General features: G+C 36.3%; 19 protein-coding genes. 14 read left to right on the forward strand and 5 right to left on the reverse strand.

Annotation, left to right across the window (positions count from 1 at the left end; all coding sequences use genetic code 11):
- Nucleotides 1–72: 72 nt before the first annotated feature.
- Nucleotides 73–1,548 carry a M14 metallopeptidase family protein gene (locus MWU65_RS13295; RefSeq protein ID WP_247078631.1) on the forward strand — a complete coding sequence of 492 codons (1,476 nt, stop codon included), beginning with the start codon at nucleotides 73–75 and terminating at the stop codon, nucleotides 1,546–1,548.
- Nucleotide 1,549: 1 nt separating this feature from the next.
- On the opposite strand, the gene MWU65_RS13300 is transcribed toward MWU65_RS13295, so the two are convergent.
- Together MWU65_RS13300 and MWU65_RS13305 are read right to left on the reverse strand one after the other, a co-directional pair.
- On the reverse strand, nucleotides 1,550–1,717 hold the full coding sequence (locus MWU65_RS13300) for a hypothetical protein (protein ID WP_247078633.1): 168 nt from the start codon (nucleotides 1,715–1,717) through the stop codon (nucleotides 1,550–1,552).
- A 160-nt stretch (nucleotides 1,718–1,877) separates the two neighbouring features.
- On the reverse strand, nucleotides 1,878–2,966 hold the full coding sequence (locus MWU65_RS13305; protein WP_247078635.1) for a VWA domain-containing protein: 1,089 nt from the start codon (nucleotides 2,964–2,966) through the stop codon (nucleotides 1,878–1,880).
- Nucleotides 2,967–3,215: 249 nt separating this feature from the next.
- On the opposite strand from MWU65_RS13305, the gene MWU65_RS13310 reads away from it, so the two are divergent.
- The 10 genes from MWU65_RS13310 (at nucleotide 3,216) to MWU65_RS13355 (ending at nucleotide 12,776) form a co-directional block, all read left to right on the forward strand.
- Complete coding sequence (locus MWU65_RS13310) at nucleotides 3,216–3,677, forward strand: (2Fe-2S)-binding protein (RefSeq protein ID WP_247078637.1); 462 nt, start codon at nucleotides 3,216–3,218, stop codon at nucleotides 3,675–3,677.
- Nucleotides 3,678–3,700: 23 nt separating this feature from the next.
- Nucleotides 3,701–5,866, forward strand: a complete 2,166-nt coding sequence (locus tag MWU65_RS13315) for a molybdopterin cofactor-binding domain-containing protein (RefSeq protein WP_247078639.1) — start codon at nucleotides 3,701–3,703, stop codon at nucleotides 5,864–5,866.
- A 1-nt stretch (nucleotide 5,867) separates the two neighbouring features.
- Nucleotides 5,868–6,113, forward strand: coding sequence for a molybdopterin converting factor subunit 1 (gene moaD, locus MWU65_RS13320; RefSeq protein ID WP_247078641.1), 246 nt, complete (start codon nucleotides 5,868–5,870; stop codon nucleotides 6,111–6,113).
- Nucleotides 6,114–6,137: 24 nt separating this feature from the next.
- Complete coding sequence (gene moaA / locus MWU65_RS13325) at nucleotides 6,138–7,121, forward strand: GTP 3',8-cyclase MoaA (RefSeq protein ID WP_247078643.1); 984 nt, start codon at nucleotides 6,138–6,140, stop codon at nucleotides 7,119–7,121.
- An 82-nt stretch (nucleotides 7,122–7,203) separates the two neighbouring features.
- Nucleotides 7,204–7,806, forward strand: coding sequence for an NTP transferase domain-containing protein (locus tag MWU65_RS13330; RefSeq protein ID WP_247078644.1), 603 nt, complete (start codon nucleotides 7,204–7,206; stop codon nucleotides 7,804–7,806).
- A gap of 14 nt (nucleotides 7,807–7,820) precedes the next feature.
- Entirely contained in the window at nucleotides 7,821–8,882 is a 1,062-nt protein-coding gene (locus MWU65_RS13335) for a HesA/MoeB/ThiF family protein (RefSeq protein WP_247078646.1), read from the forward strand.
- Between the two features lie 2 nt (nucleotides 8,883–8,884).
- Entirely contained in the window at nucleotides 8,885–10,084 is a 1,200-nt protein-coding gene (locus MWU65_RS13340; protein WP_247078648.1) for a molybdopterin molybdotransferase MoeA, read from the forward strand.
- A complete protein-coding gene (locus tag MWU65_RS13345) occupies nucleotides 10,085–11,095 on the forward strand; it encodes an XdhC/CoxI family protein (RefSeq protein ID WP_247078650.1) in 1,011 nt (336 codons plus the stop codon).
- The gene (locus MWU65_RS13350) at nucleotides 11,095–11,691 is read left to right on the forward strand and encodes a nucleotidyltransferase family protein (RefSeq protein ID WP_247078652.1); all 597 of its coding nucleotides are present in this window, start codon (nucleotides 11,095–11,097) and stop codon (nucleotides 11,689–11,691) included. Before MWU65_RS13345 ends, MWU65_RS13350 begins: the two co-directional genes overlap by 1 nt.
- 5 nt (nucleotides 11,692–11,696) lie before the next feature.
- Nucleotides 11,697–12,776: an amidohydrolase family protein gene (locus tag MWU65_RS13355; protein ID WP_247078654.1), complete on the forward strand. Its 1,080-nt coding sequence runs from the start codon at nucleotides 11,697–11,699 to the stop codon at nucleotides 12,774–12,776.
- Between the two features lie 263 nt (nucleotides 12,777–13,039).
- Here the strand turns inward: MWU65_RS13355 and MWU65_RS13360 are convergent, their stop codons facing one another.
- Nucleotides 13,040–14,044 carry a DUF4432 family protein gene (locus tag MWU65_RS13360; RefSeq protein WP_247078655.1) on the reverse strand — a complete coding sequence of 335 codons (1,005 nt, stop codon included), beginning with the start codon at nucleotides 14,042–14,044 and terminating at the stop codon, nucleotides 13,040–13,042.
- 90 nt (nucleotides 14,045–14,134) lie between these two features.
- Between MWU65_RS13360 and MWU65_RS13365 the strand changes: the two genes are divergently transcribed.
- From MWU65_RS13365 to MWU65_RS13375, 3 genes are all read left to right on the forward strand, one after another.
- Entirely contained in the window at nucleotides 14,135–14,710 is a 576-nt protein-coding gene (locus tag MWU65_RS13365) for a uracil-DNA glycosylase family protein (RefSeq protein WP_247078656.1), read from the forward strand.
- A 212-nt stretch (nucleotides 14,711–14,922) separates the two neighbouring features.
- The gene (locus tag MWU65_RS13370; RefSeq protein WP_247078657.1) at nucleotides 14,923–15,372 is read left to right on the forward strand and encodes a cold shock domain-containing protein; all 450 of its coding nucleotides are present in this window, start codon (nucleotides 14,923–14,925) and stop codon (nucleotides 15,370–15,372) included.
- Nucleotides 15,373–15,496: 124 nt separating this feature from the next.
- Nucleotides 15,497–16,849, forward strand: a complete 1,353-nt coding sequence (locus MWU65_RS13375) for a DEAD/DEAH box helicase (protein ID WP_247078658.1) — start codon at nucleotides 15,497–15,499, stop codon at nucleotides 16,847–16,849.
- Nucleotides 16,850–17,065: 216 nt separating this feature from the next.
- Here MWU65_RS13375 and asnA read toward each other — a convergent pair whose 3' ends face one another.
- Together asnA and MWU65_RS13385 are read right to left on the reverse strand one after the other, a co-directional pair.
- A complete protein-coding gene (asnA, locus tag MWU65_RS13380; RefSeq protein WP_247078659.1) occupies nucleotides 17,066–18,109 on the reverse strand; it encodes an aspartate--ammonia ligase in 1,044 nt (347 codons plus the stop codon).
- 247 nt (nucleotides 18,110–18,356) lie between these two features.
- Entirely contained in the window at nucleotides 18,357–18,950 is a 594-nt protein-coding gene (locus tag MWU65_RS13385; protein WP_247078660.1) for an acyl carrier protein phosphodiesterase, read from the reverse strand.
- Nucleotides 18,951–18,995 lie beyond the last annotated feature (45 nt).

Consider the following 18,995-nt stretch of genomic DNA (forward strand, 5'->3'; position numbering starts at 1 on the left):
ATTCACTTTCCAAAAATACTCGTTTTTTCTTAAGGACTATTGCTATCTTGCAGTTATCTAAATATACACAATATGAAACCTCTTACAATAACAATTTTAGTGATTCTTACCTTAGTTTCTGGTGCTTACTCGCAAAATAAAGATATTACTACTTCGCTTTATGGAACCTACAATGACTATAGGGAAAGTTCTTTAGATAAACGAAGAATTAAACATGCGCAATTAAGTCCCTTACTAAAAGCCTTTTCCGCTAATAACAAGTTTAAGGTTAAAAAAGTGGGACAGTCTATTGAAGGTCGAAGTATTTCACTAGTAAGTATAGGAACTGGCCCTGTAAATGTATTTTTATGGTCGCAAATGCATGGTGATGAACCCACAGCAACCCAAGCAATTTTTGATATTCTAAACTTTTTTAATCATCATTCTTTTCAAAAAGAAAAAGAAGAAATTCTGGATAACCTTAGCCTTCATTTCTTACCCATGTTAAATCCAGATGGTGCCGAAGTTTTTGCAAGAAGAAATGCCTTAGGGATAGATATTAATAGAGATGCCTTACAACTTCAATCTCCGGAAGGCCAACTATTAAAACGCGTACGGGATAGTCTCAAGGCCGATTTTGGTTTTAATTTACACGATCAAAGTACCTATTACAATGCAGAACGTACAGCGAAACCAGCCACCATTTCGTATTTGGCTCCAGCATATAATTATGAGAAAGAGATTAATGAGGTACGTAGTAATGCTATGAAAGTTATTGTCTATATGAATGCTATTATCCAGAAATATGCACCCGGACAAGTAGGTAGGTATAATGATGATTTTGAGCCTAGGGCTTTTGGTGATAATATCCAGAAATGGGGAACGAGTGCCATTTTAATAGAGTCTGGTGGAAATTATGATGATATTGAAAAACAAGAAATAAGAAAATTAAATTACGTTTCTATCCTCTCTGCTATTTATGCTATTGCCAACAATTCTTATCATACTATTTCTATTGATGAATACGAGAAAATACCGGAAAACGACCGAAAATTATTCGATCTAAAAATAGTGAACGTGACGTATCCATTATTGGGAAAAAAGTACCAATTAGATTTGGGAATTAATCACTCAGAAGTTGATACTGGAAGAAAAGGCAATTTTTATTACAGTAGTAAAATCATAGACCAAGGAGATCTTTCTACTTTTTATGGGTATAGGACACTTGATGCTACCGGATATACAGTAAGGGATGGAAAAGTGTACCCTAGAAGTTTAGATACATTGGAAGAATTTAATAACTTAAATCCGCTAGAGATTGTTAAAGAAGGATACCTATATGTAGCTGTAAAAAATTTACCGGCTACCTTGAAAATTACAAATTTACCCTTAAATATTGTTACCACCACGTATACACCTGCAAAATCCTTTCGGTTAAATCCGGGGAAAACCCCAAATTTCTTTTTAGAGAAAGATGGCAAACTAAAATATGCCGTGGTTAATGGCTTTCTAATCGACTTAGAAACAGGAGATGGTTTTTTTAAAAATGCCTTGGTTTTAAAACCTTGAGTTAATAGCCAAAGGTAACCGTGAGTTGTGATGCATTTTTTAAAAGAATTGCCAGCATGGTGATTGCTGTAATTACAATACTCACAAAAATACTGAGTACCATAGTTTGATAAATAAAAGAAGCATTACCAATTGCACTATTTTCAATAATATCTTTAATTGTTTCCATGGTTTGTAGTTTTAAGCTTGTTCAATAAAGTGATTGCGTATCAGCTCGAGGATTATCCTCTATATATTAAACAACTACCACCCTATAAACCCTACTTTATACCATAAAAAAAAGGGAGTTTCAGTATGAAACTCCCTTTTTACTTTATACGTGCAAAGTCCTATTCACAACCTCCGGTAAACCCGTTTGCGCTAAACTTTGTTTGCACCGCCCCTTGTCTGCTTTGGTTTTTAACCTGAATAACTAAATTGTTAGTACCACTGCCATCACGTTTTGGTGTACAATATTCAAACAAATAAAAACTATTTGCTCTTTCAGATATTTTAAATGATATATCATTAAATGTATCCTCTAATTCTTCTTTATTACTTGCAAATACACTCGATGTTTTTCCTAAATCTTCTAACACTTGTGTGTCAATTTCACTTCCTAAACCAATCGTAAAAAAGGAAATATTGGCATTAGCATCTTCAACTTTCTTTAAGGCAGCTGCTTTTGTATAACGTGAAGCCTGGTCGGTACCATCGGTAAAAATAACAACCGATGAAGCTCCGATGACACTTTTAGTGGTACTCGCCTTAATTAAATCGCTAGCGAGATCAGTTGCTTTTATAACAGCACCATATAAATCTGTTGAAGGATCATTACTGATATCTGTAGTGATACCATTTATAGAACCAATCAGTTCGTCTTTAGAAGATGTAAGTGGATTAAGCTCATGCAATTTATTTTCTCCATCAAACCAAAGAATAGACATTTTAAAAGACTCTGTTTCTGTGGCCATTACATTGTTGATAAAGCTAACAGATGCAGCTTTTAATTCTTCCAAACTACTGCTTAATACACTATTACTTAAATCCAACACCAAAAGTGTGCTATTGCTAAAAATTTGAGAATTTGGAGATATTCTCGCAAAAGATTCTGAAGTAGATATGGTATTAAAGCAATCGTCATTCCGGCCTTGTTCATAAATCGTAAATTCTTCAGCGGTTAATCCAGATACCGGATTACCATCCTTATCGGAAACCTTAAAGAAGATAGACACTTTTCCGGGTTTTGTTGTGTATTGGTCTTGTATAGAAAGAATTAATTGGTTTTCCCCCAATCCTAGACAATCATCTACAATTTCTCCTTCTCCCAATTCGCCTTGATTGTTAAAATTAAAATCAACATCATCATCCGCATTTCCACAAGAAAACAATACTGCTGTTAGGCAAAAAAGGGTAAGAAATTTTAAGTTCAGTTTCATATACTATATTTTATGTTCTTTAGTTAAACGTACTAATGACTACAAAATTATAGGAGTTACCACGTTTTGTTTGTTAAAAAGTGTTAAGATTTAAATCTAAGATTAAAGGCAGGTACTATTTGTGTATTAGAATGTTAGAAATACCTTTCTAAGTTATTGTTAAATTGAAACAATACTTCTATTTTTTTTGGTAAATTGGGGAAGCAAAAAACCAACGATTCTTTAGATCGTTTTAAAAAACTACAAATTATGCCAACATACTCCCTTAATTTAAATGGTAAAACACAAACAGTTGATGTTAGTGAAGATACTCCTTTGTTGTGGGTATTAAGAGATCAGTTAGACTTAGTTGGTACCAAGTTTGGTTGTGGTATTGGACAATGTGGAGCTTGTACCGTTCATATAGACGGTAATGCTGCGCGGAGTTGTTCTATGCCAATAAGCCAATTGGCTGGTAAAGCCATTACTACAATAGAAGGTTTGTCTCATGATGGCTCACATCCGGTACAACAGGCATGGAAAGAGGTTGATGTACCACAATGTGGTTACTGCCAAGCTGGACAAATAATGACAGCTTCTGCATTTTTGGCAAAAAACGCTAGTCCGTCTTCTGAAGAAATCAAGAATGCAATGCACGGTAATATATGTCGGTGCTCAGCTTACAATAGAATACACAAGGCAGTAGAAGTTGCTGCAGATAAATTAGTTTAATAATATATTTAAAAGCAACAACCATGTCAACATCAAAAATAGCATTTAGTAGAAGAGGCTTTATACGGACATCTACCTTGGCCAGTGGTGGAATTTTAATTGGATTTAACCTTTTTAATTCCTGCAAACCCAATGCAAAACCTCCGGTAGATTTAGCCCAATTAGATTACAAAGATTTTAATGCATTTATAAAAATTGCAGAAAATGGAGCAGTTACTATTTTTTCGCCAAACCCAGAAATTGGACAAGGTGTAAAAACCGCGATGCCCATGCTTATTGCAGAGGAGTTAGATGTTGCTTGGAATAATGTATATGTGGTTCAAGGAGATTTGGATACCGTAAATTATCAGCGCCAGGTAGCTGGGGGTAGTCAGTCTATTCGTTTTGGATGGGAACCTTTACGACAAACGGGTGCTACAGCCAGACAAATGTTAGTGAATGCAGCAGCTGCACGATGGGGGGTAGATGCCTCCGAATGTACAACACATGAAGGTGTAATTACCAATGCCAAAGGGGAGACTTTAGGGTATGGCGAAGTAGTAGCAGACGCTGCGGTTTTGGAAGTACCAGAAAATGTAAGCTTAAAAGATTCTAAAGATTTTAAAATCATTGGTACAGACGCTACCAATGTAGATATGGATAAAATAATTACAGGGAAGCCATTGTTTGGCCTGGATTACAAGACAGAAGGGATGGTTTATGCCTCTGTTTTGCGGCCGCCTGCCTTTGGTCAGACCTTAGAGTCTTATGATGATACGGCCGCTAGAGCTTCGGAAAACGTTATTGATATTATAAAATTTGATAATAAAATAGCAGTTTTAGCCAAGGATACTTGGTCTGCAATGAAAGCTAAAAAGGCCCTAGTTGCCCAATGGAAAGCTGATGAAGAACTAGAAAGTACAGAAGATCACGATAAGATCCTATTAGCTCTATTAGAGGGGAATGATGTTGATGTTTTACGGGCAGATGGTGATGTAAAAAAAGCCTTTGCACAAGCCGATAAAATTTTGGAGCGTACTTATGAAGCTCCTTTTTTACCACACAATTGCATGGAACCTATGAATTTCTTTGCGCATGTAACTCCCGAGAAAATATTTTTGGTGGGACCTATACAAACGCCTCAAGGAACTGCAGCCGGGATTGCCGCTAGTTTGGGAAGAAAACCTGAAGAGGTGCATTTAAAAATGACACGTATGGGAGGCGGATTTGGGAGACGATTGTATGGGGATTTTGCAGTGGAAGCGGCAACTATATCCAATATATCTAAAAAACCGGTAAAAGTGGTCTTCTCTAGGGAGGATGATATGACAGATGGTATTTATAGACCCGCATCTAAATATAAGATTAGAGCTTCCATAAAAGACGGACAGATAACAGGGTATCACCTAACAGAAGCTGCCATAAATGGGAATATGTACGGACTAATACCAAACTTTTTCCCGGCCGGAGCTATAGAAAATTATCAAGTAGATGCTGCCAATTACCAAAGTAAAATTACCACAGGTGCCTGGCGTGCCCCTTATACTAACTTTTTAGCCTTTGCAGAACAAAGTTTCTTTGATGAATTGGCCGATGAGTTACAAATAGATCGGGTGCAAATGCGATTAGATTTGTTGCAGAAAGTAAAGGGCACAACAGACGACAGAATTCAATATTCTCCAGAACGTCTGGAGGGTGTTATAAAAATGGCGGTTGAAAAATCGGGTTGGGGCAATAAGCCAGATCATATCTACCAAGGATTCTCAGCCTATTACTGTCACAATTCGCATGTGGCTGAAGTTGCAGATGTGGTGATGGAAAATGGAGAGCCCGTTGTTAAAAAGGTAACTTGTGTGATAGATTGTGGTATTGTTGTAAACCCATTAGGAGCCAGGAACCAGGCAGAGGGTGGAGTTGTAGATGGTATTGGTCATGCAATGTATGGTGATTTTACCTTTAAAAATGGTGTGCCATCATCCAAAAATTTTGATACCTATCGATTAATTCGCATGAAGGAAGCACCTCTGGTAGAAACGCATTTTATACAAAATAACTTAGCACCAACGGGCTTGGGAGAGCCAACTTTACCACCGGCTGGTGCAGCCGTGGCAAATGCCCTTAAAGCCGCTACAGGGAATCGGTTTTTAAAACAACCTTTTACCAAACAATACGAATTGATGAACAACACAAAAAAGGAAATTTTAGGATAATATGACCGTTTTATTATTTGGTGTTACCAAAGATATTATTGGGAAAAACACTTTAATGCTTTCTGATATTGTTAAAGATAAACTTAAGACAGTTCAGGATTTAAAAATGTATTTAACACAAGAGTATCCAAACTTAGAAAATCTATCATCGTTGGCAATTGCGGTAAATAATGAATATGCAGATGATAGCCTTCTGTTGAAACAGACCGATGAAATTGCTTTAATACCACCAGTTAGCGGAGGATAATTTATAGATAAAGGAAAAGGAAATATGCTGATAGACAATCACAATAGAACCATAAATTATTTACGTTTAGCAGTTACAGACCGTTGTAACTTACGTTGTAATTATTGCATGCCCGCAGAGGGAATAAATTTTGCTAAAAATAATAAACTCTTTACCATAGACGAGCTTTCTAAATTAAGTGAAATACTTGTTGCTCAAGGTATCGATAAAATTAGAATAACTGGAGGGGAACCTTTTGTGCGGAAGGACCTGATGGTTTTACTTCGCAAATTGGCTGTATTAGAAGGTTTAAATGATATTTCTATTACTACCAATGCTACTTTAATTGGCCCGTATATTGATGAGTTAAAAACCTTGGGGATTACCAATATCAATGTTAGTTTGGATGCTATTAATAAAGAAACCTTTAATAAGATTACCAGACGAAATGAGTATGATTTGGTTCACAATAACTTAATTCGGTTAATTTCAGAAGGTTTTAATGTTCGAATCAACTTTATTGTACTCGAAAATCAAAACACGGAAGATATCATTCCAATTTTAGAGCTGATGCAGCATTACAATGTATCGGTCCGATTTTTAGAAGAAATGCCATTTAATGGTGGCTCTAAAAAGTTTTTAACTATTAAATGGACCTATAAAAAAATTCTAAAACACATCACGGATGCTTTTCCAGAGATTACGGAATTGGAATCGCCAGCAACATCAACCTCCATCAACTATAGAATTAAGGGACATAAAAGTACCTTTGGTTTAATTCCCTCTTTTAGTAGAACATTTTGTGGGAGTTGCAATCGCTTGCGTATTTCCGCAACTGGCGATATTATCACTTGCCTTTATGCAAAACCAAGTGGCAACTTACGAGAGATTTTAAGAACCAACAATTCTGAGGAAGCTGTAAAAGAACGGATTCTAGAGGCTGTTGGGAGTCGTGCAAAAACGGGTTTTGAGGCACAAGAGAAATATGCTACAGTTTTTAGTAACTCCATGACCTCCATAGGAGGTTAATTACGGATCTATCAATTTGTGGTATATATAGATGGGAAAATATTGAAACAGACATAGAAACAACTTAATTGTAGCATTTAATTTGAAGCATTTAAAACTAAACGGACTGGTATTATCGGGTGGTAAAAGTACCCGGATGGGAACGGACAAAGGGGTGATTTTGTACCACGGAATTCCGCAACGCGAATATTTGTACAATGTATTGACCACAGTTTGCGAAAACACCTATTGGAGTATTCGGGAAGATCAACGAGATGAATTTTCGTCTGAAACCAAGGTTATCATTGATGAAAATAAATTTAGGGGACCTTTTAATGGTTTGCTCAGCGCACACCATTATGCGCCAGAGGCGGCATGGTTGGTAGTGGCCTGTGATTTACCGCTATTAGATCTAGAGGCAGTACAGCAATTGATAAGCCAAAGGGATAGCAGCAAACTTGCCACAGCTTTTGCAACCAAAGAAAGTCAATTGCCAGAACCTTTGTGTGCTATATGGGAGCCAGAAGCTTTAAAACAGGCTGTTTTGTATTTAAAGGCTGGAAATGGAAGTTGCCCACGGAAATTTTTAATAAATTCAGATATTAAATTGGTATTTCCAGAACTAGACAACGTCTTACTAAATGCCAATTCTAAGGAAGAATATAAAGAGGCATTGCAAAAGATAAACACCCTAACATCAAAGTAAATTACGCGTAAAGAATGAGGTACCAAAGGCAAACGGTCTTAAAGGAATTTGGTGTAGCTGCACAAGAAAAATTGTCAAAAGCGAAAGTTTTGGTTATTGGCGTTGGTGGCTTGGGAATTCCTGTATTGCAATATTTAAACGCTATGGGGGTTGGCACTTTAGGGATGGTAGAGGCCGATACTATTGATGTTACCAATTTGCAAAGGCAAGTATTGTATGCCGAAAATGAGGTGGGTGCGCCCAAACTCGCAACGGCTTTAGGGAAATTACAAGCCCAGAATAGCACAACAATTTTTAAGCCATTTCATACTTTTTTAACCCGAGAAAACGCTTTAGACATTATAGCAGAATTCGATCTAGTCGTAGATGCTTCTGATAATTTTGCGACAAGATATTTAATTAACGATGCCTGTGTACTGTTGAAAAAAACCTTTGTTTCGGGGGCTATTCAGGGTTTTGAAGGGCAATTAAGTGTTTTTAATTACAATGGCGGACCAACGTACCGCTGCTTGTTTCCTACCATGCCGGCTGATTCCGAAATACCCAATTGCAATGATAATGGTGTTTTGGGAGTTATACCTGGAATCATAGGCAACTTACAGGCCTTGGAAACCGTGAAAGTGATTACAGGAATAGGTGAGGTATTATCTGGAAGGTTATTATTGTTTAATGGATTACATCAATCGTATCAAAACATAAAATTTAAGTTGGTTACGGCAAATTTAGAGCGTACTTCCTTGGAAGAATCCTATGGCAGTTCGCCCTGTTCCATTGGACCCTCAATTGCAATCCAAGATTTTCAAAAAGCCCTAGTAAATAAGGATAATTTTCAATTGTTAGATGTGCGTACAGTTTTAGAATACCAAGAGTATCACTTACCAAATTCAACTCATATTCCCTTGGCGGACTTAGGGTTCCATCAGGCTAAAATAAAAAAAGACAGCCTTGTTTATGTCATCTGTCAGTCTGGCAAAAGAAGTAGAATAGCCCAGCAACTATTGCTGGAGGATAAGATCTCCGTTATAAATATTGACGGTGGCATTAATGCCTACAAAGGTTTACTAACTGCAAAATAAGTATGATTACAACAAAAGAAGCTTATACAAATGTTTTGAAACATACTGTTGATTATGGTACGGAAAAAGTGCTGTTGCACCAAGCAATGGGTAGGGTTTTGGCTGAAGATATTGTAGCAGACAGGGATTTTCCACCATTTAATAGAGCTACAAAAGATGGAATTGCACTTCATTATGCTGCCCTTGAAAAGGGGCATACATCTTTTGTTATTGAAGCCGTTATTGCGGCTGGAAGTCCTACGATTGAGTTAATTGAAACCACAAACTGTGTAGAAATTATGACGGGGGCTGTAGTTCCCAAAAGTACCAATGTTGTGGTAATGTATGAACATATCACTATTGATAATGGGGTAGCCAAACTTAATAAGAAGCCCCTAAAAGGGCAAAACATACATCTTAAAGGGAGCGATAAAGCAAAGGGAGCTATTGTCTTGTCTAAAAACAAAAAAATTACAGCTGCTGAAATAGGAGTACTATCTGCTGTTGGAAAATCGGAAGTTTGGGTGAAAATACGCCCAAAAATAGCAGCCATTTCCACGGGTAATGAACTTGTTGATGTGCATGAATTGCCCTTGCCGTATCAAATTCGTAAATCGAACGTAAATTCATTGTATGCCGCACTTTTTGAAGAAGGAATTGTACCAGAATTATTGCATTTAAAGGATAGTAAGGACGCTATAAAGAAAGCCCTGAATACTGCCTTGCAAGAGAATGATGTTTTGTTAATTAGTGGGGGTGTAAGCAAGGGGAAGTTTGATTATCTACCTGAGGTTATGGAGGAATTAGGAGTTACCAAAATCTTTCATAGGGTTATGCAGCGTCCGGGCAAACCATTTTGGTTTGGTGTGCATAGGCCTACAAATACTGTTTTATTCTCGTTTCCGGGAAATCCTGCATCAACCTTTGCTAATTACCATATTTACTTTAAAGATTGGTTGGCGAAATCCCTGGGATTACCAATCCTAGTAAATACTGTAATTTTAGATGAACCCATTGAAAATAAGAGCGACTTAACTCTTTTTCTACGAGTTAAAGTTGGTGCGATTCAGGGTAAATTAATTGCGAATAGAATTCAAGAAAATGGTTCTGGAGATTTAACAAGCTTAGCAAATTGCGATGGTTTTATTCGGTTAGAGCCAAAACTAAATGAATATTGTAAGGGAGAAAGTGTACCTTTTTTGTCTACTAGAAGAATAATTTAAATGACGCACGAATTAAAGATTATAATAAGCGCCTTTGAAAAAGCAAAGTACAAAGGGTTATCCTCTGTTTTAGTGACTGTTGTTGCCTTAGATGGTTCGTCTTATAGAAAGCCCGGAGTTCGGATGTTAATCCTAGAAAATGGGCAAACCATAGGAGCGGTAAGTGGTGGTTGTGTAGAAAAGGAAATAGCTAAGCAGGCAGATTCCGTTTTTAGCTCAGGAATGGCTAAGGTAATGTCCTATGACGGTAGGTATCGGTTGGGCTGTGAGGGAATTATTTACCTATTAATAGAACCTTTTAATCCCACTCCAGATTTTTTAGCCACTTTTTGGGACACAATAGCGCAAAGAAACTCATTTTCAATTACCTCATATTTTGAACTAAATGCAGCTGAAAATCCTAAATTTGGATCGTTTTTTACGTTTTTAGATAAAAAAATGAGTGTTGCAGAGCATTTAAGTGCATCTAATGATCTTCAGATTTTTCACCAGCAAATGGAGCCGTGTTTTCGATTGCTTATCATTGGCGCAGAACATGATGCAGTGCAATTATGTTCTTATGCAGCATTAACAGGATGGGAGGTAACCGTATGTACCATTCCCACCGAAGAAAAAACGGTGGATGATTTCCCTGGAGCCGAGCGTATGCAGGTAACAACTCCAGAAGCATTGGATGTTTCAGAGATCGACAATCAAACGGCAATTGTATTAATGACGCATAGTTTCGCCAAGGATGTAGGCTATTTACTGGCATTAAAACATACCATTCCTGCTTATATTGGTTTTTTGGGACCTGTATCTAGACGTGAAAAATTATTGAATGAATTTATTGAGCAGTTTCCGGAAGTATCCGAAGCGTTTTTAGAAAATATCCACGGTCCTGCTGGATTAGACATTGGTGCACAAACACCACAAGAAATAGCAGTGGCTATAATAGCTGAGATTTTGGCGGTTCAACGTAAACGAACGCCCAAGTTTTTAAAAGATAGTACCTCCAAGATACACAACTAATGAGCCATGAAAACACAGCTATTGCAATCTTAATTTTGGCAGCAGGTGCTTCCAGTAGAATGGGTTCACCAAAACAACTGTTGCCATGGAAGCATACGACCCTCTTGGGCCATGCAATTATGGAAGCTAAGGCGGTAGAAAATACCGATTTATTTATTGTTTTAGGTGCAAACGCTACAAAAATAACCACAGAAATACAGCTAAAAAATGACCCCTGCTTTGTTAATAATGAGTGGCGTAAGGGGTTGGGAAATACATTGGCATTTGGAATTACACAAATTGAAAAGAGTCGGAAAAATTATACTGAAATAGTAGTGATGCTGGCAGATCAGCCACTAATAGATAGTATTTATTTGTCTAAAATGATTGCCTCCTATAAGGAATCAGGGAAAAGTATTGTTGCCACAAGCTATGGGAAAAGGGTAGGGGTACCCGCTATTTTTAGTAAGCGTTATTTTTCAGAATTAAAAGAATTAAACCATGATTTTGGTGCCAAAGAAATTTTGAAGAAGTATCCCTTAGATACGCTATCTTTAGATCCCAAAGGAAAAGAAAAAGATATAGATACAATAGAAGATTATAACAAGTTAATGTAAGGTTTATGAAACAATATCAGATTGCAATTTTTACGTTTTTAGTTTTTAATTTTGGTTCAGCCCAAGAAATGGGTTTTGAGGAATACAATCCTACTTCTACCTTAGTTGTTCCTAAAAATGAAGTTAACAGGGCTAAATTTCCCTTTATAGATATTCATAGTCATCAATACCGAATGGCAACGCAAGATTTATCTGCTTTAATCAAAGATATGGATGCCATGCATATGGGAGTGATGGTAAATTTAAGTGGGGGATCTGGTGATAATATTAAAAATATAGTTGCTAATATTAATGCCAACTACCCCAATAGATTTGTTGTTTTTGCAAATGTAGATTTTAAGGATGTAGGGAGTCCTGGTTGGGGTAAAAAGGCAGCTCAACAATTGGAAACTGATGTTAAGAATGGTGCTAAAGGTTTAAAAGTATTCAAAAGCTTAGGTTTAAACAATAAGGATACGGATGGAAATCGAATTGCAGTTGATGATGCCCGCTTAGATCCCATTTGGAAAAAATGTGCCGACTTAAATATTCCGGTATTGATACACTCAGCCGATCCAAAATCTTTTTGGGATGCACAAGATAGTGATAATGAAAGGTGGTTAGAGCTTAAAACGCACCCTAGAAGAAAGCGTTCTGCTACGAACCCTGTTCCTTGGGAGCAAATAATTGAAGAACAACACAATATGTTTAAAAAGCACCCAAAAACGAAATTCATAAACGCCCATATGGGCTGGTATGCAAATAACCTTGATAAGTTAGGACAGCTCTTAGATGAAATGCCAAATATGTATGTTGGTATTGGTGCTGTTATTGCAGAACTAGGAAGGCAACCAAAAAACGCCAATGCTTTTTTTGCAAAGTATCAGGATAGGGTTTTGTTTGGAAAGGATAGTTGGAAACCAGAAGAATTCCCAATGTATTTTAGGGTGCTAGAAACCTCGGATGAGTACTTCCCATACTATAAAAAATACCATGCATTTTGGGCCATGTACGGCTTAGGTTTACCAGATGAAGTCCTTAAAAAATTATACTATAAGAACGCAATGAAACTTTTACCTGGCTTAGACATTGGCCTTTTTGAATAATCTTTTGCATCAGTATTTTTCAGTACAACCTCTATCTTTTTTATGCTAGAGGTTTTTTTATGGAGAAAAATGTGATTTTTCTCAAGTGCTACACACTAATGTTTTAAAGGGAATCTAACTATGACCAAGGAGGATAAATTTGTTGCCATTATTCAAGAAAACCAAGGACTTATTTTTAAGATTACAATCGTTTAACTGCTACAAAAGCATTTAAATTCCGCTGAAACTATTTTAAAGGAGTTATACGATACAGAGCTGCAAGATTAATTAGAGCATTCTGTGTGTAACGCAGTGTTTAAAACTTCCCTAGGTTCTAGTTGTAGCCATTCCTTTTCTTTAAAATTTTGATCGGGATTCGGATGCCAATCACTACTCCAAGGTTCTAAGGCAACAGCATAGGTTTTGCCCCACCAGGGAGAGTTTTGTTCGGCATAGCGTTCTTGCCAATACCATAAGTTTTTAAAGACTTTTTTATCCCAATGCACCGAAAAACTCATCGTATCTGTCTGTATTTTATAGTAGGCTTCCTCTTTAAAGTCAGTTAAAAAAGCCATATCTGCAAAACTTTTAGAAGGTAGTTTTTCTATAATACTAGCATCTATTTTTTTTCCGTCCGTAGCTTCAACTAGGGGCCAATCTTGAACCAAATCTTGGGTATAGAGCGCGGTTTTGGCAACTGCTCCTTTGGCTATAAATTTGGTGGCACTCGTTTCTATAGTAGCCCCATTTTTTAAGAAGGGAATACCAAAGGCAATATGATGACCCCACATAAGATGTAGTTTTGTGTCCGACTCATTGGTTAGTGTTTCTTCAATATATAGTTTAGTGTCACCTCTTTTGATACTGAGTGTTTTTTCTATTAAAATAGGGTAACGTAAGGGTCTGGTCCACACTTTTAATTTAACTTCTTCTTCAGAATTATGAAGAATAGTATAATCCCAAGGAATTAAAGAAACCTCCCCGTGTTGACCTAAACTAGTATTTCTATGGTGCATAGCGGGTGTGTTGGGTAAAATTTCTTGCCAACCCCCGTAGTAATAATCTTCAAACTGATTGTTTGTATTACGCATTTGGGTAATAATAGCATTAGGATTCAGAATATCTTTATCCAACTTCAGCAACAAATCTGTTGCTGTGGGCTTGTATGTAAATTGAAATATATCACTGCCACGATCAACTAAAATCCCTATTTTTAAAAATTCGTTTTCAAGAAAAACCACTTTCATACCGTTGTATGTCCATTTATCATTTATTGTGCAATGCTTCATTTTAAAATTTAAAGTGATCTAATAATTTATAATGTAAATTAGAGTAAAATTACGAAAGTTTAAAAATGATTACATAAAAAAGTATCTATTTTGGAAGAACTTCTGAATACGATTAAAAAATGTACATTTTGTGCCTACAAGTTGCCATTGGGTCCGCGCCCCATTGTAAGTGCAGCCGTCAGTAGTAAAATCATTATAATTGGCCAGGCTCCAGGCAGTATTGTGCATAAAACCGGAATTCCTTGGGATGATAAAAGTGGCAAGAATCTTAGAAATTGGATGGGGATTACGGTTGCTGATTTTTATGATCCTTCCAAGGTTGCTTTATTGCCTATGGGGTTTTGCTATCCAGGGAAAGGGAAGTCGGGCGATTTACCTCCAACAACAGAATGTGCTCCTTTATGGCATAAGCAGCTTTTGGATAAAATTGAAAATAAACAATTAATTCTATTGGTTGGGAAGTATGCGCAAGACTATTATTTAAAGAACAGCGCTAAGCGTACTCTCACCGAAACCGTTAAAAATTACACCGAATACCTGCCGGAGTATTTTGTGTTGCCTCATCCATCACCTAGAAATAATATTTGGCAGGCTAAAAATGAGTGGTTTAAGGAAGAAGTGATACCAACTTTGCATCAGAATGTAAAAAGCATACTCTATCCATAATTATTAAAATAGGTAATTTTAATTTTTGCGCTAAAAGTTGTATCTTTGTATCCTAAAAGCAAAAGTTTAAATACTTTTAAGTGGTTCCCAATAAATACTGATTCTAAATCTTTTAGACAGTTGTATGAAGAAAAGTCGCCCATGGTATTTACTCAATTCCTTTTAATTAGAGCCTTATAGGCTAAGTACTATTCTAAAAACAGTAAATATTAATGGCGAGATCGCAACAGACATTCGGTAAAAAAGAAAAAGAAAAAAAACGATTAAAAAAGCGCGAAGAAAAAGCTAAGCGTAAAGTAGAAAGAAAAGCAAATTCTAAAGGTGGAGACTTTGAGGATATGCTTGCTTATGTTGATGAAAATGGACATCTTACCGATACTCCACCAGATCCAACCAAGAAAGTTAAAGTAGATGCTGAAAGCATTATCATTGGTATTCCTAAGAAAGTTGAAGGGGAAGAAGAAGATCCTGTAAGACAAGGAAAAGTATCTTTCTTTGATACCTCTAAAGGATTTGGATTTATTATTGATTCAGAAAACAACGAAAAATATTTTGTACACGTTAGTGGTTTAGTAGACGAAATTGCTGAAAACGACAAAGTTTCTTTTGAACTTGAAAGAGGAATGAAAGGAATGAATGCTGTACGTGTAAAAAGAGTTTAAATTTAATTTAACTCAAAATCATATTTAAAAAGCGGTCATTTTTATGACTGCTTTTTTTTAGATTTAATATTCCTACTAGAATCTAGTAGGTATTATCTTGTAACTTTATATAAAATTAAAGAAAATGGAATCTTTCTCTGAATTCAAGCTTAAAAAACAGCTGCATTACGCCATAGATGATTTAGGATTTACCACACCAACCCCAATTCAAAAAGAAGCTTTTTCTGTAGTTCTTTCAGGAAAGGATATGGTAGGTATAGCACAAACAGGTACAGGGAAAACCTTTGCCTATATGCTTCCCATTTTACAAGATTTAGAATTTTCAAAACAGCTCACACCACGTGTTCTTGTTTTGGTACCCACTCGAGAATTGGTGCTACAGGTAGTAGAACAGATTAATAGTTTTGCCAAGTACATCAATGTAAGGGTTATGGGGGTGTATGGGGGGACAAATATGAACACCCAGGCACAAATGGTGTCTCAAGGAGCAGATATTATTGTAGCGACACCAGGGCGTTTGTACGATCTTGTTTTGTCGCGCGCCTTACAGCTGAAGTCTATTAAGAAATTGGTGATCGATGAAGTAGATGTCATGCTAGATTTGGGCTTTCGTTTTCAGATTACCAATATTTTTGAATTGCTACCTACACGCAGGCAAAACATCATGTTTTCTGCTACAATGACTGATGATGTAGAGGTATTAATCAATGATTTTTTTATAAACCCAGAAAAAGTCTCTATTGCGGTTAGTGGTACTCCCTTAGATAATATTCACCAAACCCAGTACGCGGTTCCAAATTTTTACACCAAGGTTAATTTATTAGTACATCTCTTAAAAGACAGTGAAACTTATAAAAAAGTATTGGTTTTTGTGGCGAATAAACGCTTTGCAGACCGACTATTTAAAGGTTTGGATGAGATATTTTCCGAAGAACTATGTGTTATTCACTCCAATAAAACCCAGAATTATAGAATTCGTTCTATAAATCAATTTGATGAAGGGAAAAACCGAATTTTAGTAACTACAGATGTAATGGCACGTGGGTTGGATTTGGATAAAATATCACATGTCATTAATTTTGACACCCCTACTTTTCCTGAAAACTACATGCACCGTATTGGTAGAACCGGTAGAGCGGAAGAACAAGGAAATGCTATTTTGTTTTATACCGAAAAGGAAGAAGAATACAAGGATGCTATTGAAGCCCTTATGGAATATACCATTCCGGCATTAGAAATTCCTGAAACTGTAGAAATCTCAACAGACTTAATACCTGAAGAGCGTCCAAAGATTTTAGAGCACCATAATCCTATAAATATAAACCAGGAAGAAAAAGGGGCTAGCTTTCATGATAAGAAAGAAAAAAATCAAAAGGTAAACAAGGGTGGGTCTTATAAGTTTGAAATTGCTCGAAAATATAAAAAGCCAAAGACCAAAGGGGATAAAAACTACAACAAGCGCAATAAGAAGAAATAATTATATTTTCATAGGCTTATAGTACATTTAGTGGCATCCTCTGCATTACATTAACAAACCGTAAGCCCAAAAGGTAGGCGATGTTTGTTTAGGCTCCTTTAAAGCGAATTAAGAGGTTATTCGCAACCTAAAAAAGTTACAAGCTTTTACTTATTCCATAAAAAAATGGCTACCCAGCTCATCGGTAGCCATTTTTTTTGGAATTATATTGAAGTTTTAAAATAAAATAGGAATGTTTCCTTGCTTGCATTCTTTTAGCATATCCTCAGGCCAGATACTGGTTTGAATCTCTCCAATATGTGCTTTTTTTAAGAAAAACATACACAAGCGAGACTGACCTATTCCTCCTCCAATGGATAACGGAAGTTCATCATTCAGCAGCATTTTATGCCACATTAATTCTTTTCTGTCTTCTGCCCCCGCAATGGCTAATTGCTTGTTTAACGCCTCTTTATCCACTCGAATTCCCATGGAAGAGATCTCAAAAGCTCTTTCAAGTACAGGATTCCAAAGAACAATATCACCATTCAGACCTTTTTGACCATTTTCAGATTCGGTGCTCCAGTCGTCATAATCGGGAGCTCTATCATCATGCTTGTTTCCTTCAGGAAGTTGAGCTCCAATGCCAATAATAAATATTGCCCCATATTTTTTTGCAGCCTCGGTTTCCCTTTCATTTGGCGAAAGATCTGGGTATTGTTCTGCCAATTCTTGCGTATGAATAAAGGTTATTTCTTCCGGAAGAACAGGTTTCATTTGAGGGTAACGTTCATAAACCACATATTCAACCCTTCTTAATATGCTATAAATTTTTGTTACAATATAGGTTAGGAAATCCGTTGTTCTCTCTTCTGCAGTAACCACGCGCTCCCAATCCCACTGATCTACATATATAGAATGTATGTTAGAGAAAACTTCATCAGGACGCAAGGCATTCATATCAGTATACACCCCATAACCAGACTCAATTTCTAAGGTAGCCAATGCAAGTCTTTTCCACTTGGCAAGTGAATGAACAATTTCAGCTTCTACGTCATTCATTTCCTTAATTGGAAAGCTTACAGCGCGTTCAATTCCACTAAGGTCATCATTAATTCCAGAACCTTTTTTTACAAATAGAGGAGCTGTAATTCTTCTTAATCTCAATTCAGAGGATAAACTAAGCTCAAAAAAATCTTTTATCAATTTAATTGCTTGTTCTGTTTCTTGCAAATTTAATTGCGGATTATACCCTTGCGGGATTTGTAATTTATAAGCCATTCTGTTGGTATTTAATTGGATGAATAGCGATGTGCTATTTTAAAGCAAAAATGCAATAATTGGTAAGAATTTCAAAGCCGTATGGAATGAGAAATACCGAAATAATATACCATTCTTATGAGAAAATGTTATTTGTTTTAATTTTTGCTCTAATTCTGGCTATTTACTATCAAAAGTTGGGATGACTAGAAATATACCTAACTTTAATTGACCTTATCTGTATAGAGCCTTCAATATAAGAAACTACCTATTCCTCACGCAAGGAAGTATACTTTTGCTTGGCAAAAACAGTGAGTTCTTCAAAAAAGGAGCTAAACTCCCCTTCAAATTCTTCATAATGTTCTTTTAAGTCCAGAATAGCAAAATTCATTTTAGATTTGTTTTTGGTGCGCCTGTTCACCCCGTCTAATACTCTAGAAATACCCGCCAATTTAGAGTAATTAAATATCCAGTTATCAGCAATCATATAGGGCATCATCCGTTTGGTGCCTTCAGGTAATATCGTGTAGTTATCTTCTAATAAGTCATAAAAATTCTCTACAAATTCGTCTAGAGGAGTGTCAGAATAGGTCTTCCAATTCTTAGCTAAAAAATGGTCGTAAAAAATATCGACAATAACACCACTGTAATGACTGTAATTCTTATGGAGTCGTTTGGTGCTTTTGCGAACCGTTTTGTGCGAATCTGTAAATGAATCGATAGCCCTGTGCAGCAGAATTCCTTTTTGAACGCGTTCTGGTAGATGTTTAAACTTATTGCCCCGTATACTATCCGCAATAAAATTGCCAATGGTGATCTCATCGTCTTCAAAAGAAAGGTAAATATGTGCTAAAAAATTCATAAACCGAATTTACAAATTCAAAGCAGAACAATTACTTTTGTATAT

This window comes from Cellulophaga sp. F20128 (assembly GCF_023015805.1).
GTDB lineage: Bacteria > Bacteroidota > Bacteroidia > Flavobacteriales > Flavobacteriaceae > Cellulophaga.

Coding starts and splice junctions, on each gene's coding strand:
- MWU65_RS13385 (WP_247078660.1), bottom strand. CDS start 18,950: ATGAATTTTTTAGCACATATTTACCTTTCTTTTGAAGACGATGAGATC.
- MWU65_RS13370 (WP_247078657.1), top strand. CDS start 14,923: ATGGCGAGATCGCAACAGACATTCGGTAAAAAAGAAAAAGAAAAAAAA.
- asnA (WP_247078659.1), bottom strand. CDS start 18,109: ATGGCTTATAAATTACAAATCCCGCAAGGGTATAATCCGCAATTAAAT.
- MWU65_RS13355 (WP_247078654.1), top strand. CDS start 11,697: ATGAAACAATATCAGATTGCAATTTTTACGTTTTTAGTTTTTAATTTT.
- MWU65_RS13360 (WP_247078655.1), bottom strand. CDS start 14,044: ATGAAGCATTGCACAATAAATGATAAATGGACATACAACGGTATGAAA.
- MWU65_RS13310 (WP_247078637.1), top strand. CDS start 3,216: ATGCCAACATACTCCCTTAATTTAAATGGTAAAACACAAACAGTTGAT.
- MWU65_RS13335 (WP_247078646.1), top strand. CDS start 7,821: ATGAGGTACCAAAGGCAAACGGTCTTAAAGGAATTTGGTGTAGCTGCA.
- MWU65_RS13345 (WP_247078650.1), top strand. CDS start 10,085: ATGACGCACGAATTAAAGATTATAATAAGCGCCTTTGAAAAAGCAAAG.
- moaD (WP_247078641.1), top strand. CDS start 5,868: ATGACCGTTTTATTATTTGGTGTTACCAAAGATATTATTGGGAAAAAC.
- MWU65_RS13350 (WP_247078652.1), top strand. CDS start 11,095: ATGAGCCATGAAAACACAGCTATTGCAATCTTAATTTTGGCAGCAGGT.
- MWU65_RS13300 (WP_247078633.1), bottom strand. CDS start 1,717: ATGGAAACAATTAAAGATATTATTGAAAATAGTGCAATTGGTAATGCT.
- MWU65_RS13315 (WP_247078639.1), top strand. CDS start 3,701: ATGTCAACATCAAAAATAGCATTTAGTAGAAGAGGCTTTATACGGACA.
- MWU65_RS13295 (WP_247078631.1), top strand. CDS start 73: ATGAAACCTCTTACAATAACAATTTTAGTGATTCTTACCTTAGTTTCT.
- MWU65_RS13375 (WP_247078658.1), top strand. CDS start 15,497: ATGGAATCTTTCTCTGAATTCAAGCTTAAAAAACAGCTGCATTACGCC.
- MWU65_RS13340 (WP_247078648.1), top strand. CDS start 8,885: ATGATTACAACAAAAGAAGCTTATACAAATGTTTTGAAACATACTGTT.
- moaA (WP_247078643.1), top strand. CDS start 6,138: ATGCTGATAGACAATCACAATAGAACCATAAATTATTTACGTTTAGCA.
- MWU65_RS13305 (WP_247078635.1), bottom strand. CDS start 2,966: ATGAAACTGAACTTAAAATTTCTTACCCTTTTTTGCCTAACAGCAGTA.